The sequence below is a fragment of the Geobacillus thermocatenulatus genome, from assembly GCF_002217655.1.
Lineage (GTDB): Bacteria > Bacillota > Bacilli > Bacillales > Anoxybacillaceae > Geobacillus > Geobacillus thermocatenulatus.
In genome coordinates, this window is the sequence record NZ_NEWK01000001.1 from 422,778 (window position 1) to 437,255 (window position 14,478).

Sequence of the window (14,478 nt, forward strand, 5' to 3'; positions counted from 1 at the left end):
GCGTCGGCATGTTGGACGTGTTGATTGGGTTGATGGTTCTTGTCGCCTCTACCTTGATGTTTCGCTATGCAGCGGGGACGCTTTCCTTGACGGCGCCGAATCTCGTGTCGATTGTGTACTATTACTCGTTCCTTCTGTCAAGCTTCATCGGTGCGTTGCTGATCGCCTTGGGGATGGACGATTACTACATGATTCGCAAGCTGTTTCGGCCCGAGGAATACCGGCAGATTGGATTTGCTGTCGTATGCTTTGTCATGATCGCGTTCCCGCTGTCGATGGTGATCGTTTCAAGGCTGTTGGGGTTTGAAGCGAGGCAGGAGTTTCGCGCCTATTTGCAAAAGCCACTTTCCCCGTTGGCCGGAGCGACGGGCAGCCAAGTGTTTTATGCGTTTTTGGCGCTGTCGCTGCTCAGTTTTGCCGCCATTGCGTATATGATTTGGAAAACGCCGACGATTCCGGTGTTTGCGCTCTTGACAGGGACGGACGAGAGCTTGGCTGCCTTGCGTGTTGAGGCTTCGCGCCATTTTGCTGGAAACGTGCTTGTTCGCAATATTTTTGCCATTACGCTCACGCCGCTTTTGTCGTTTATCGCTTATTTGTTTGTCGTGCTGACGAACGAGCTTCGATGGAAGCTTTTGTTTATTTGTCTGTTTGTCGGGGCGGTGTTCGTCAATGTGTATGATTTGGCCAAATCGCCGATTTTCTTTTATGTGATGATGTTTTTGCTGATTCGCATTTACATTGGAAAAACAAGACTGTCGGCGGCGAAATTGGCGTTGTATGGGGGAGTGGGGGCGGCGGTGCTCGTCGGCATGTACATCGTCATTCAAGGGGTTCAGGATGCCAAGACTTTTTTGTCTTACAACAAGGGTCCGATCGGCCGCATGATTTTGGCGCAAATCGCACCGATGTTTCTCCATTTGAATTTGTTCGGCGAAGCGCTGCCATTTCTTTATGGAAAAAGCTTGCCCTCGATTTTGACGGGATTGTTTGACGTCGAGAACATCCGCTCCGCCCGGCTCGTAATGGCGCATGTGTTCCCGGAGCGGATCGCAGACGGGACAGGGGGGGTTTTAAACACCCTTTTTGTCGCGGAGGCGTATGCGAACTTTGGTTATGTGGGAATCGTCATCGGCACGCTGTATGTCGGCATCGTGACGCAGCTGTTGTACATTGGGTTTCTGCGGCTGCCAAAAAATCCTTTGTGTTTAAGTTTGTTCGTTTATTTTTCCATGAACATCCCCCGCACGCTCGTCGGCGGGTTCACCGACTTTTTGTTCAATCCGACCTGGGTGCTGCTCGTGGCGTTGTTTGGCGGAATGGCGTTATGGCTGCGGGTGCAGGGGGATTTACGGGCATGGTTTGCAGCGAAAAGGCGAATCACGGATGAGGGATGAAGGATGAAAACCGTGTTGATTTATTACCCGTTTTCACTGGCCGCGGAACGAAACAGCGGATCAAAGCTGCGGCCGTATGAAATGCATCAAGCGTTTTTGCGCTGGGGAGCGAAAGAGGGAGTGGACGTTCTTCTGATCGCCGGCACGTCAGCCGAGCGGGAGAAGCAATTTCAAGAGCTCCGCAGCCAAGGCAAGCTCGATGACGTCTGGTTTTGCTATATGGAAAACCAGACGATTCCGCTTTGGCTCACGGACCCAGGGCACCGGCCGCAACGTCCGTTCGTCGACCGGGACGTTCTCCGCTACTTGAAAGCCCGCAATGTTCCGATCGGCGTCTTTTACCGCGATGTGTATTGGAAGTTCCCTGATTTGTATCCGCTCCGTGGTTGGAAAAAAGCGGTCATGCACATGATGTACCGTTGGGAAGAACGGTTTTACGAGCGGTACTGCGATGTCATCTTTTTGCCGAGCCTCGAAATGGGAACATACGTCGCGATCCGGCGTCCGATGGTTGATTTGCCGCCTGGGGGGAAACAAAAGCCACTGCAGCGGACTGAAGAGGCGAAACAGCCGCTGAATGCCATTTATGTTGGCGGCATCAACAATGCCGACTATGGGCTTCCGCTTCTGCTGGAAGCGATTCGCTTGGCCAATCGCCGCAAGCCGCTTGTTTCGCTCACCGTCGTCTGCCGAAAAGACGAGTACGAGCGACAGCCGCTTGCGGTGAAAGAAGAGCTTGCCGCCTTACAAGTGCGCGTCGAGCACGTCAGCGGCGAAGTGCTCGACCGTTTGTATGCGGAGATGGATTTCGCCTTCATCCCGCGGCGGAGGAGCGAATACAACGATTTTTCCGTCCCGGTTAAGCTCGTCGACTACCTGTCGAGCGGCTTGCCGATTGTCGCCACCGCTTGCCCGGCGCAAAAGCGGTTGATTGAAGCGGATGGGTACGGCGTCATTTGCGATGACACCCCCGCGTCGATGGCGGAAGCGATCGCCAAGATGGCTGACGTACTCGAGGAATGCCGCTCGCGCATTGCTCAGACGTTTATGGCGAAACATTCATGGGAAGCGAGAGTGGAAAAGGTGAAAGAGATGTTAGTGGGGGGCCTCCGATGAAAATCGCCTTATTGGCTCCAAGCAAATCGATCCATACGCATAAGTGGGCCCGCTTTTACCAAACGCAAGGCATTGATGTGAAAGTCGTCACGTTCAAAGACCATTACGGGCCGGAACAAGCGAAAGAAGTCGAGACGGTCGTGCTGCCGAAATGGCTGCCGGGGAAGTTGTCGTATTTTTCCACGGTGTTTTCGTTAAAGCGGCTGCTCGCCTCGTTTCAGCCCGATATTTTGCATGCCCATTACGCCTCAAGCTATGGGTTGATCGGGGCGCTTGCGGGGTACCACCCGTTTTACGTCTCCGTCTGGGGGCGCGACGTGTACCAGTTTCCAAACGCCAACCGCTGGAACCGGCGGATGCTGGAATATACGTTGCGGAAAGCTGATGTCATTTGTTCGACAAGCTATGTGATGGCGGAAGAAACCGGGAAGTACACGGACAAGCCGATTGAGGTGACGCCGTTTGGGGTTGATGTCGCCCGCTTCAAACCGTTGCCGAAACAGCCGAAGCGGACCGTGACGATCGGCACGGTGAAAGCTCTTTCCGACAAGTACGGGATCGCCGATTTGATCCGGGCGTTCGCCATTGTGCACGAGCGTCATCCGCAAACGGAGCTGTTGATCGTCGGCGACGGGCCGCAGCGGAGTGAATACGAGGAGCTGTGCGCCCGACTCGGCATCCAATCGGTGACGACGTTTGCCGGCAAAGTCCCGAACGAACAAGTGCCGCTGTATATCAATCAAATGGATATTTTCTCCGTGCCTTCGACGGAAGACAGCGAAAGTTTCGGCGTTGCCGCCGTCGAGGCGATGGCGTGCGGCGTTCCCGTTGTCGTGTCCAACGTCGGCGGACTGCCGGAAGTCGTCCGTGAAGGAACGACGGGGTTGATTGTGCCGAAAAACAGTCCGGAAAAGCTCGCGGAGGCGTTCGAACAGCTGCTGCTTGATGGAGAGCGAAGGCGGCGAATGGGAGAGAACGGCGTCAACCATGTCCATGAACATTATGATTGGACGGAAAATGCGATGCGCATGATCCGATTGTATGAACAAACGTTGAAAGGCGGTGGAGGGAGTCGATGAGGAACAAAGCCGTCATGTCAGCCGCCGCGGTTGGGGCTCGTTTGTTGCCAAAAGCGGAGGCGAAGTCACGAAGCCGGCGGCTTTCTGTTGGCCAGTTCATGATGGCTGTCAGTTCGCGGCAACGATTATCCATCCAAGGACAGCGGGATGATGCCAGGGGGGCGTTTCCCTTTTTCCACGCCTCGGTTGCGATCGCCTCTTGGTGCTCGACACGGAACATACGTTTGCGGTTTTTTGGAAAAGTGGTGTGGAGCGGACCATGAGGATCATTTACTTATGCCAACACTTCCCGCCGGAAACAGGTGCGCCGCAAATTCGTGTGTATGAGGTGAGCAAAGAGCTGATCAAACGGGGGCATGAAGTGGAAGTACTGACGGCATTCCCGCATCATCCGCACGGCGTCATCCCCAAGCCATACCGCGGCCTGTTTTATTTGTTCGAACAATGGGACGGCATTCCCGTTCATCGAACATGGATTTATCCGTCGCCAAAGGGGAGCTTTTGGAAACGGCTCGCTTCGTATTTTTCGTTTACGTTCAGCTCGTTTTATTCGCTGCTTGTGAAAGCGAAGCCGACGGATGTGATCATTTGCAATTCCCCGCCGTTGTTTTTAGGGATCACCGGGTACGTGGGAGCGAAGTTGAAACGGGCGAAGTTTGTTTTCAACGTCGCCGACATTTGGCCGGAATCGGCCGTGGAGCTCGGCATTTTGAAAAATCGGCTGTTCATTCGAATGGCGAGATGGCTCGAGCTGTTTTTATACCGGAAGGCGTGGAAAATCGCCGCCGCGACGGAAGGCATTCGCGATTATATGATTGCGCAAGGGAAGGCGCCTGAGGATGTCTTTTTATTGCCGAACGGCGTCAACACGGATGTGTTTCGCCCGTTGCCAAAAAGCAAGGAGTTGCTTGCGAAATTAGGGCTCGAAGGAAAAGTCGTCTTTACGTACGCCGGAACGATGGGATATGCCCAAGGGCTCGATTCGGTGCTGCGGGCGGCGGCCCTCGTCAAAGCGAAAGACGAGCGGGCGCATTTCCTGTTTGTCGGCGACGGCCAAGAGCGGGAAAAGCTGATGGCGCTGAAAGAAGAGCTCGGCCTTGACAACGTGACGTTTTACGGATCCGTTCCGGTTGAGAAGATGCCGGAGATTTTCTCCATCACCGATTACAGCATCGTTTCGTTGCGCAACATCGACTTGTTTAAAGGAGCAAGGCCGTCGAAAATTTTCCCGGCGATCGCCACCGGAACCCCGGTGCTGTATTGCGGCGAAGGGGAGAGCGCAGAGATTTTAGAAACATACCATTGCGGAAAAATCGCTCCTCCCGAAAATCCCGAACAGATCGCCGCGGCGGTTCTCGAGTTGCTTTGCCTTCCGAGAGAGGAATACGAAACGATGGCGGCAAATGGACGCAAGTTGGCGGTGGAGCAATACTCATGGATTCGCATTGTTGACGATTTGCTTCACGCCCTTGGCGATGAAACGAAACGTGAATCGGTCAGATGGACAGAAAAATAGAATGAAGAAAGGGCGTTCCGTTCACAAAGAAGGACGCCCTTTTTGTTTCCGCCATGTCGAGATGGAGAGCAAAACCCCGTATGACATCATGGACTCTGTCACTAGAACGAGACTTGAGCGCCGGGGAAGTAGTGTTCTAAAATTTGTTCTGCCGTCCATCCACGCTCGGCGAATGCCTTCGCTCCGTATTGGCTCATGCCGATTCGGTGCCCCCAGCCTTTTCCCGTGACGGTGATCGAGCTGATCCCTGACGGCGAGGCGGAAAGCGGCATGATGCCATCCGTTGTTTGCACGTTGATTCCTTCGACGCCGGCGAGCGAAACCGTTCCGTTCTCGGTTTGGACGGAATAAGATGACAAGGAAGAGGCGGCGACGCGCCCATTAGTCGTTTGAATCGACACGGATGGACCGCTTTTTTGCACTTGAATGTCAAACCAGTTGGACGGCAAGATGCCGTAAAATTGATTGCTGTCCAGCGGGAACAGCTTGCGGATGGTTGTTTCATTGCCTTTCACTGTTTTGGCACCGGCCGAGGTTTCAATCGTGACAGCCCCCACTTCCCCGTTCGCGCCGGTTTTGGCGATCGAGACGTCGTATAACACAACCGATGGATCGGTGATGCCGAACGACCGCAGCAGCACAGACGGGGAGAAGGTGAACGACCAACGGCTGTACGGCGATGATTCATATGGGTCATCGACGCTCGCCAAATATGGGTAGGCGGTTTGCGACGAGTTCCAGACGTCGCTTACGTTGGCGGTTCTGCCGCCGCTTGTCGAGTGGTAATACGTTTCAATGACACTGCCATTATATTTAAGATACAATCCCCTTGTCGCATCCACTGCCTCGTTCGATCGAGAAGATTCTCCATCATATCCTTTGTACGTCTGTGTGTTTGGATTGGTCGTCAAACTTGTTTTATGTTTATAGGCATAGTTTCGGGCGGCAATGGCTTGCGCCTTCAGCGCCTCAAGCGGCCAAGAGGCCGGCATCTCGCTCGGCACGACGCCTTTTAAATAATCCTCCATCTCTAAAAGATTGACAGCGTACAAGGCGCCATTTTGCAGACGAATGTCAACGCTTCCCCGATACCGAGTTTGGTTCACCTTGACAAGGGACAACGGCGCCGCGCCGATCGTTTCCTGAATGGCAAATCCAGAACTCGAAACATCCGTCTTTCCGTTGTACGTGGCCAATACGTTCGAAGAGGAAGAACGAAATGTCAAAGTTGTCCCGCTCGGCAACGGGGTGATCGTCAGCGTCTCTTTATTGAAAATTTGGTAATTCCCTTCAACGGCGACGGTCACAGATGTCCCTTTATATAAAAGGACTTGCACAGGATTGTTGTACGTTTTCACCCCAGCGGCGTTCGAGGCGGAAGGAGAGACGATGAGCCAAAACAGGCCGACGGCCAACCACGCTAGTTTTTTCACCGTCTACTTCACCTCACCAAATTCAGCGGCCATCCAACCCCGCCGCCCATCAGACAGCTGCACGTTGTACCATTTCTCTCCTTTGTTGTTGGTAAACGGCTGGATATAGACCATCTCTGTTCCTTTTGGAACGGTCGCAATAATCGGATAAGCAGTCGTCGCTCCTTTTCGAATATTGACCGCGGCGGTGGCGATGACGTGCTTGGTGCTGTCGCTGCTGACAGCGGATGTCGAGACATCTCCTGAATGGATCCATCCTTTCAGCGATGAAGATAGGACGACGTTGTACCACAGTCCTTGGGAAGTAAGGTGCGCCCCGACGACTTGCAGTGAAGCCCCTGCCTGTTTATAAGTGATGACGCGGTAGCTCGTTGACGCTCCGCTGCGGACGGCCGCATTGTTTTTCGCTACATAGACGACAGAAGGCAAAGAAGGCGAAGCGGGTTTGCTGGCAAGTTGTTGTTGAAGCTGCTGAATTTGTTGTTGCTGGGCGGCCAGTTGTGCTTTCAAGTTGGCAATGTCGTTTTTCATCGGGTTGAGCTGGGATGTCACCCAGTCGACGCTCGCTAACACGACTTCTTCCGATGCTTTCATCGCCGATGGCGTAAACAAGAGGGCGCCTGCCGTCATTCCGACCGCCAGGCTGGCAGCAACGGCCCATTTGGCTTTTCGTTTCATCATGTTCATCTCCCCCGTTTTTGGATATGGAAAGAAAGGAGAATAATAGCTTTCCTAAAAGGCCGGTGAAACACAACGGATTCGCTCGGTTCATGGGGAATCGCAAGGAATGAAAACGCGATGTTGCCGTGTTTCTCAGTTTGAGAAACACCATTGCCAAAGCTTTATATCCGTTGCATCATCGGCCTTCTCATGCTATTATTCTCCGAATGCGAACAAACTAGAATTGGTTGAAATACTCTTCCAATCCTTCACGAATGCCAACGGCTGCTTTTTGGCGGAACGCTTTCGTTTTGAGCAGCGCCTCTTCATTCGGATTGGAGATGAAGGCGAGCTCAACGAGAATGCTCGGCAGCTCATTTTTCCGGTTGACGTAAAAGTCTTGTGTTTTATGGCCGCGGTCATATGTTCCGAGTTGTTGGACAAGATGTTTTTGCACAATGGCGGCCAACTGCTCGCTTTTTGGCCCATTGAAGTTGCTCGATACGTTGTAGTACGTCGTCGTTCCGCGAGATGTCCGCGAGTACGAGTCGGCGTGAATGCTGATAAAGGCGTCGTAGTCCGAGCTGTTGGCGATCCACGTCCGTTCCGACAGCTCCAAAAAGATATCGGTGCTTCGTGTCAATTTCACGATCGCTCCGGCCCGCTCCAATTCTTCTTTTACCAATAAGGCGGTGTCGAGCGTAATATCTTTTTCCCGCGTGCCGCCAGGGCCGATCGCCCCCGTGTCGTGCGCCCCGTGCCCTGCGTCAATGATGATTTTTTTGCCCTTAAGTCCGGTCTCGAGAATTTTCAGCGCCAATCGGTCGCTGTAATGGCGAAGGGTGAACGTGTACCCCGGTTCAAGGGTGATGAGCAGGCTGCTGCCCGTCCACTCCACAGTTTGTATGCCTGGAATGTCGGTCGACGGGACTTCAGCGTAGGAAAACGAGCCGGTGATTTTCAGACGATTGCCCGGCAACAACGAATAGGAGACGCGGAAATTAGAAGTTTTTTTCCACGTCAAATAGGCATCTTCGTTGATGGTCGAAAACGTCGGTTCAACGAGACTATTTAAGGCGACGGTAGAGGTGCTCGATTCCTCCACCCATCCGCGGACGCCATTGGATGTTTCGACATTCAGCCAGCCATGATATTCATAAAGAACAGCAAGCCGTTCATTCGCTGCCAGCGTCTTCAGCGATTGATAGTTTGAAGAGGCGCCTCGGCGCAGCGGAGCGCCCGCCTGTTTGACGTATACGTAGGATGGAGCGTTGACTTCAAAGGCCGGCATCCATCCTGTTTTCCCCGATGCAGATGCGACTTGCACCCAGTCGAACGGAGAGTGTGAGTAAAATATTTGTGGGTGACATTCCGAAATGATCCCCGACGAGGGTTGCGAACTTTTGTTCGCGACACTCGTCGGGGCCACCAAGCGAAGCGCGGTAGAAAAAAGCAAATGTCATGCAAAATTGCATGACATTTGCTTTTTTCTACCGCGCTTCGCTTGGTGGCCCCGACGAGTGTCGCGAACAAAAGTTCGCAACCCTCGTCGGGGATCATTTCGGAATGTCACCCACAAATATTTTACTCACACTTGCTGGCGCCCATGCGCACCGCTTGGCAGCGCTGTTGGAGGTTGGCAAATGGCTGAAGCAAAGCATTGGGACGTGAAGCAGTTAGATCGGATTGTCGAAAAAATGATCGACACCGTTCAACATAGCAAAGACGAAATTTTTCGCATCGGGGAGCAGTCGCGTCAAGAGCACGACCATTTGCTGCGCGAACTTGAGGAGGTGAAACGGCTGACCGTGCAGGCGATCGAAGAAGCGGATCAGCTGGATAGGAAGGCGCGTCAAGCGCGCCGCCGCCTGTCGGAAGTGAGCCAAAACTTTTCCACCCACTCGGAGCAAGATATTCGCGAGGCGTATGAAGCGGCGCATGAGCTGCATATGAAGCTGACGATGGTGCGGGAGCGGGAGAAACAGCTGCGGCTGCGCCGCGACGAGCTGGAGCGGAGATTGGCAAGTCTTGCGCTAATTATCGAACGTGCCGATTATTTAGTTGGACAAATTACGGTCGTGCTCCACTACTTAAACAGCGATTTCCGCCAGGTCGGCGAGCTGATTGAAGGTGCGAAGCAAAAACAGGAATTTGGACTGAAAATCATCGAAGCCCAGGAAGAAGAGCGGCGTCGGCTGTCGCGGGAAATCCATGACGGTCCGGCGCAGCTGCTTGCGCATGTCCTGCTTCGATCGGATCTCGTCGAAAAGGTGATCAAAGAGCGAGGGACAGAGGCGGCGATCGCCGAAATTCGCGATTTTCGCAAAATGGTGCGTTCGGCTTTGTCCGAAGTGCGCCGCATCATTTACGATTTGCGGCCGATGGCGCTTGATGATTTAGGATTGGTGCCAACGCTAAAAAAATATTTGCAAACGACCGAAGAATATAATAACGGAGTCCATATTTCCTTTGTGCATATCGGCGAAGAAATTCGGCTGCCGTCGCGGATGGAGGCGGCCGTGTTTCGGCTTGTCCAAGAGTCGGTGCAAAATGCCTTAAAGCACGCCGAAGCGCGCCACATCGACGTCAAAATGGAAGTGACGTGCCGCCATCTGCTTGTTAGCGTCAAGGACGATGGCAAAGGATTTGATCCATCGGTCAAAAAAGAAAATGCGTTCGGCTTGATTGGCATGCGGGAGCGGGTGGAGCTGCTCGGCGGCACGCTCGACATCCGCTCAAAGATTGGCAGCGGAACGACCGTGTTCATTCGCGTTCCGCTCGACCGTTCGACTGACGAAACGAACAAGGAGGAGAGGAAACGATGAAAACACGCATCGCGATTATCGACGATCACCAGCTGTTTCGCGAGGGCATCAAGCGCATTTTAGAATTTGAGGGCGATTTTGAAGTCGTGGCGGAAGGCAGCGACGGAAGCGAGGTGCTTTCGATCGTCGAAACATACCGCCCGGACTTGGTGCTCATGGACATTAACATGCCGGACATCAACGGCGTGGAGGCGACGAAACAGCTGATCGAAGCTTACCCTGATACGAAAGTCGTCGTGCTGTCGATTCATGACGATGAACACTATGTCATGCGCGCCTTGCAGACGGGAGCGACCGGGTATTTGTTGAAGGAGATGGATGCCGATACGCTCATTGAGGCGGTGAGAATCGTCGCGGAAGGCGGTTCGTACTTGCATCCGAAAGTGACGCACAACTTGATTCGCGAATACCGCCGCTTGACGACGGAAAAAGGCGGCGCAGTGATGAAGCAGGAGGTGCGCCGTCCGCTGCATTTGCTGACGCGGCGCGAGTGCGAAGTGCTGCAGCTGTTGGCCGACGGCAAAAGCAACCGCGCCATCGGCGAAGCGCTGTACATCAGTGAGAAGACCGTCAAAAACCACGTCAGCAGCATCTTGCAAAAATTAAACGTCAACGACCGGACGCAAGCCGTTGTGGTTGCGATCAAAAACGGCTGGGTCGAGGTGCGCTGAACGGAATGAGGCTCTAGACAGTCTTGACAACGGTGTGTTGATGGATGAAGGGGATTCCTCCAGCACCGATGCGCCGTTTGGCGGCGAAGGAGCGGCTTGGGCAAAGCGGTTGCATGAGGATCAACGATGTTCCGCTTCACGGCCTGCCCGTGTTCTTTGCCTTCTCATGTATCGAGCGGTGGTGGACAGCCAGTCTTTTTGGTATAATGGCAGAAAAGGCTGAATCAGGAAGGAATGGCGCCCGTGAAAATTGCGATTGTCACTGATAGCACGGCTTATTTGCCGAAAGACGTGCGCGAGCGGCTCGGCATCCGGATGATTCCGCTGAGCGTCATTTTTGGGGACGAAACATATCGCGAAGAGATTGATATGACGGCGGATGAATTTTTTGTCAAAATCAAGCAGCACCCGAAGCTGCCGACGACATCGCAGCCGTCGGTCGGTGAATTTGTCGACTTGTTCACTGCCATTCGTGAGGAAGGGTACGACGCTGTCATCAGCATCCACCTCTCAAGCGGCATCAGCGGCACGTACCAAGGGGCGGTGACGGCGGGAACGATGGTGGATGGCCTGCGCGTTTACGCCTATGATTCGGAAATCAGCTGCATGGCGCAAGGGTTTTACGCCATCGAAGCCGCCGAGATGGCGCAAGCGGGGAAAACGCCGGACGAGATTCTCGCCCGCCTCGATGAGATGAAGCGAACGCTGCGCGCCTATTTTATGGTCGACGACTTGGCCCACCTCCAGCGCGGCGGGCGGCTGACCGGGGCGCAGGCGTTCATTGGGGGGCTCTTGCAAATCAAACCGCTTCTTCGCTTTGAAAACAAAGTGATCGTGCCGTTTGAAAAAATCCGCACGCGCAAAAAGGCAGTCCAGCGCATCGAGGAGCTGTTTGACGAAGATGCGGACAAAGGCGTTCCGCTCAAAGCCGCCATCATCCACGCCAACCAACCCGATGAAGCCACCCGCTGGCGCGATGAGCTGTCCGCCCGCTATCCGCACGTCGAGTTTCTCATCAGCTATTTCGGCCCCGTCATCGCCACCCACGTCGGCGAAGGGGCGCTCGGGTTGACATGGTATCAGCCATAAGCTGAGGCCGCAAAGCGCGTCTCGAGGCGCTGCAGCCGAGCACAAGGCGGAACGGTGTGCTCCGCCTTGTGCGGCGGCGAATTTGTTTTACATTCGTTTTCTCACCTCCTTATGAAACGGACTGGAGATGTGGGACTGGCTGAACTTGTCGAACGTTTTCCTTTCCTGAAAAATTTGTCGCTATTTCCCCGGGAATGTTGTCGAAACACGTTGTCGATCGACTACATGACTCTCCTGTGAATCTTCGCTGGCGTCAGGTTTCGCGGCATCCATTTCTTTCGAAGACCGATATGTCGTGAAAAAGACGGTTAAACCACATCCTGATTTTCCATTTGGAAAGGCCTTTTCACCTCCACTTTCTTTTCTGATTGAATGTTGCCGTTTTGTGCATGGTGTCTGTTTTTTATTACCAGCCTTCTAAAGAATGTCGCGAAATCGCTCTTTCTGTCCCTTTATGCGCTTCAAGCCTCTCAACTTGGGGAGAGGGTGTTTTCCAAGGCGTTTTTGCCGCGTCACCCGCTCTGTTAGGATCTCAGAGACATGCTTTTCCTGAATGACAAAAGGAGTGATGCTCATTGTACATCCCCCCATCAACCGCTGCTTCGCCGCTTGTCGTCTGGCTCAATGGCCAGCGCCTACCCCGAGAGCAGCTGCCGTTTCCCGATGGAGAAGTCGCTGCCGCCATCCAGACCGGTTCGCTATGCGAACAGCCTGGGCTCATCAACACAGCGCGCGGCTGGCGCTGCGTCCGTTGCGGAAACGACGATCCCTATCTGTTCGCCTCGTTTCCGTGCGCCCGCTGCGGATCGGATTGCGCGTATTGCCGCAAGTGTCTCGTGATGGGGCGCATCAGCTCCTGCACCCGCCTTGTTCATGCGGCGCTGCCGCTTCCATACGGCCGTTACGAAGCGCCGCTTTCCTGGGACGGGGAACTGTCCGCCGCTCAAGCGGAGGCGGCCCAGACAGTCCGCCAAGCGGTGCTGGATCGAAGAGAGCTGATCGTTTGGGCCGTATGCGGGGCGGGGAAAACCGAGATCTTGTTTCCCGCCATCGCTGCCGCCTTGGAGGAAGGTTGGCGCGTTGGCCTCGCCACGCCAAGGGTCGACGTCGTCCGCGAGCTCGCCCCGCGTTTTCAACGGGCGTTCCCGCGCGTTCCGCTCGCTGTTTGGCACGGCGGAAGCGACGAGCGCGGGCAAATCGCCCCGCTTGTTCTTTCGACGACCCACCAACTGTTGCGCGCCTACCGCGCATTTGACGTCATGATCGTCGATGAAGTCGACGCCTTCCCGTATTCGGTCGAACCGATGCTTGAATACGCCGTCAGTCAAGCGCGGAAAGAACGCTCAAGCCTCATCTATCTCACCGCCACCCCGTCCCGCGCTTGGCAGCGCGACATCGCGAGAGGCAAACGGAACGCCGTCGTCATCCCCGCCCGCTACCACGGTCATCCGCTCCCCGTCCCCGTGTTTGAATGGTGCGGCAATTGGCGCAAACGACTCGAGCGCGGCCGCTTGCCTGAAAACGTCTTCTCATGGGTTCTCCAGCGCCTTGAACAAGGAAAGCAAGCGTTTTTGTTCGTCCCACACATCGATGAGCTTGAAACGGTCGTCCGCCTGTTGCAACGAGTCGATGCCCGCATCGTCGGCGTCCACGCCGAAGCCCCGGATCGCGCCGAACATGTGCAGGCGTTTCGCGACGGGCGCGTTCCGCTGCTTGTGACGACGACGATTCTTGAGCGCGGCGTGACGGTGCCGAACATCGATGTCGCCGTTCTCGGCGCCGAAGACCGCATCTTTACGGAAAGCGCTCTCGTGCAAATCGCCGGCCGCGTCGGCCGCCATGCGGCGTTTCCTGGTGGCGATGTCCGCTTTTTTCACCACGGGAAAACGAGCGAGATGGTGCGGGCGCGCCGCCACATCCTCCGCATGAACGAAGAAGCGAAGAAAAGGGGGCTGCTGTGTTCATGAACTGCCTTCTTTGCCATTCCCCGTACAATCCGATCGCGAGCTGGCGCCAGCTTCTTCTCCTCGAAGAACCAGACGTCCTTTGCCCGCGCTGCCGCGGGACGTTCGCCGTCATTCGCGGCCGCCTTTGCGAGATGTGCGGACGACTGCTTGAGGAGGCGGCGCCATCCGTGTGCGCCGACTGCCTTCGGTGGCAGGAAGACGAACAGTGGGGGAGGGCGCTCGTGAAAAACCGATCCGTCTATCTATACAACGACTGGATGAAAGACGTCGTCGCCTTATGGAAATTCCGCGGCGACTATGTCATCGTCGAGGCGTTCCGCCGTCCGTTTGTCCAAGCGTTTCGCCGCCATTTCGGCCGCGATTGGTGCATCGTCCCGATCCCGCTGAGCCCCGAACGGCTTCATGAGCGCGGCTTCAACCAAGCGGAAGCGCTCGCCCGCCTGCTCCCATCCCCGTATTTCCCTTGGCTTTCCCGCAAACATTCCGAAAAGCAATCGAAAAAGTCGCGCCGCGAGCGGCTGGAGACCGACAACCCGTTTTTCCTTGCCGATCATCCGCCGCTTGACGGAAAACGAATCGTTCTCATCGATGACATTTACACAACGGGCATCACCGTCCGCCACGCGGCCCGCATCCTGCTTGAGGCAGGGGCGGCGGAGGTGGGAGCGTTGACGTTGGTGCGGGCGTGAGCAGGCTAAACATTTGCCTGCGGGATGCCGATATAA

At 54.9% G+C, this 14,478-nt stretch carries 12 protein-coding genes; 9 read left to right on the top strand and 3 right to left on the bottom strand.

Annotated elements, in window-relative coordinates:
• The first annotated feature begins 8 nt into the window (after positions 1 to 8).
• The 4 genes from B9L19_RS02150 (at position 9) to B9L19_RS02170 (ending at position 5,108) form a co-directional block, all read left to right on the top strand.
• A complete protein-coding gene (locus tag B9L19_RS02150) occupies positions 9 to 1,397 on the top strand; it encodes an O-antigen polymerase (RefSeq protein ID WP_025950141.1) in 1,389 nt (462 codons plus the stop codon).
• Between the two features lie 3 nt (positions 1,398 to 1,400).
• A complete protein-coding gene (locus tag B9L19_RS02155; protein ID WP_025950140.1) occupies positions 1,401 to 2,513 on the top strand; it encodes a glycosyltransferase in 1,113 nt (370 codons plus the stop codon).
• Positions 2,510 to 3,592, top strand: a complete 1,083-nt coding sequence (locus tag B9L19_RS02160; RefSeq protein ID WP_025950139.1) for a glycosyltransferase — start codon at positions 2,510 to 2,512, stop codon at positions 3,590 to 3,592. Before B9L19_RS02155 ends, B9L19_RS02160 begins: the two co-directional genes overlap by 4 nt.
• Positions 3,593 to 3,851: 259 nt before the next feature.
• Complete coding sequence (locus B9L19_RS02170; protein WP_025950137.1) at positions 3,852 to 5,108, top strand: glycosyltransferase family 4 protein; 1,257 nt, start codon at positions 3,852 to 3,854, stop codon at positions 5,106 to 5,108.
• Between the two features lie 101 nt (positions 5,109 to 5,209).
• Here B9L19_RS02170 and B9L19_RS02175 read toward each other — a convergent pair whose 3' ends face one another.
• The 3 genes from B9L19_RS02175 to B9L19_RS02190 form a co-directional block, all read right to left on the bottom strand.
• Positions 5,210 to 6,541, bottom strand: coding sequence for a SpoIID/LytB domain-containing protein (locus tag B9L19_RS02175; RefSeq protein ID WP_025950136.1), 1,332 nt, complete (start codon positions 6,539 to 6,541; stop codon positions 5,210 to 5,212).
• Positions 6,542 to 6,544: 3 nt separating this feature from the next.
• Positions 6,545 to 7,222, bottom strand: a complete 678-nt coding sequence (locus B9L19_RS02180) for an SH3 domain-containing protein (RefSeq protein WP_025950135.1) — start codon at positions 7,220 to 7,222, stop codon at positions 6,545 to 6,547.
• Positions 7,223 to 7,439: 217 nt separating this feature from the next.
• Complete coding sequence (locus tag B9L19_RS02190; protein WP_244182598.1) at positions 7,440 to 8,492, bottom strand: N-acetylmuramoyl-L-alanine amidase family protein; 1,053 nt, start codon at positions 8,490 to 8,492, stop codon at positions 7,440 to 7,442.
• 352 nt (positions 8,493 to 8,844) lie between these two features.
• On the opposite strand from B9L19_RS02190, the gene B9L19_RS02200 reads away from it, so the two are divergent.
• The 5 genes from B9L19_RS02200 (at position 8,845) to B9L19_RS02220 (ending at position 14,442) form a co-directional block, all read left to right on the top strand.
• Complete coding sequence (locus B9L19_RS02200; protein WP_025950131.1) at positions 8,845 to 10,026, top strand: sensor histidine kinase; 1,182 nt, start codon at positions 8,845 to 8,847, stop codon at positions 10,024 to 10,026.
• Positions 10,023 to 10,697, top strand: a complete 675-nt coding sequence (locus B9L19_RS02205; RefSeq protein ID WP_025950130.1) for a response regulator — start codon at positions 10,023 to 10,025, stop codon at positions 10,695 to 10,697. Before B9L19_RS02200 ends, B9L19_RS02205 begins: the two co-directional genes overlap by 4 nt.
• A gap of 243 nt (positions 10,698 to 10,940) precedes the next feature.
• A complete protein-coding gene (locus tag B9L19_RS02210; protein ID WP_025949793.1) occupies positions 10,941 to 11,786 on the top strand; it encodes a DegV family protein in 846 nt (281 codons plus the stop codon).
• Between the two features lie 575 nt (positions 11,787 to 12,361).
• Complete coding sequence (locus B9L19_RS02215; protein WP_025949794.1) at positions 12,362 to 13,753, top strand: ATP-dependent helicase ComFA; 1,392 nt, start codon at positions 12,362 to 12,364, stop codon at positions 13,751 to 13,753.
• The gene (locus B9L19_RS02220) at positions 13,750 to 14,442 is read left to right on the top strand and encodes a ComFC family protein (protein WP_025949795.1); all 693 of its coding nucleotides are present in this window, start codon (positions 13,750 to 13,752) and stop codon (positions 14,440 to 14,442) included. The genes B9L19_RS02215 and B9L19_RS02220 overlap by 4 nt, the downstream gene beginning before the upstream one ends.
• The last annotated feature ends 36 nt before the right edge of the window (positions 14,443 to 14,478 follow it).

Excerpts from the sequence above, each read along its gene's own strand:
- B9L19_RS02200 (WP_025950131.1), top strand. The coding sequence starts at position 8,845 with ATGGCTGAAGCAAAGCATTGGGACGTGAAGCAGTTAGATCGGATTGTC.
- B9L19_RS02180 (WP_025950135.1), bottom strand. The coding sequence starts at position 7,222 with ATGATGAAACGAAAAGCCAAATGGGCCGTTGCTGCCAGCCTGGCGGTC.
- B9L19_RS02160 (WP_025950139.1), top strand. The coding sequence starts at position 2,510 with ATGAAAATCGCCTTATTGGCTCCAAGCAAATCGATCCATACGCATAAG.
- B9L19_RS02220 (WP_025949795.1), top strand. The coding sequence starts at position 13,750 with ATGAACTGCCTTCTTTGCCATTCCCCGTACAATCCGATCGCGAGCTGG.
- B9L19_RS02150 (WP_025950141.1), top strand. The coding sequence starts at position 9 with ATGTTGGACGTGTTGATTGGGTTGATGGTTCTTGTCGCCTCTACCTTG.
- B9L19_RS02155 (WP_025950140.1), top strand. The coding sequence starts at position 1,401 with ATGAAAACCGTGTTGATTTATTACCCGTTTTCACTGGCCGCGGAACGA.
- B9L19_RS02190 (WP_244182598.1), bottom strand. The coding sequence starts at position 8,492 with ATGCCGGCCTTTGAAGTCAACGCTCCATCCTACGTATACGTCAAACAG.
- B9L19_RS02205 (WP_025950130.1), top strand. The coding sequence starts at position 10,023 with ATGAAAACACGCATCGCGATTATCGACGATCACCAGCTGTTTCGCGAG.
- B9L19_RS02170 (WP_025950137.1), top strand. The coding sequence starts at position 3,852 with ATGAGGATCATTTACTTATGCCAACACTTCCCGCCGGAAACAGGTGCG.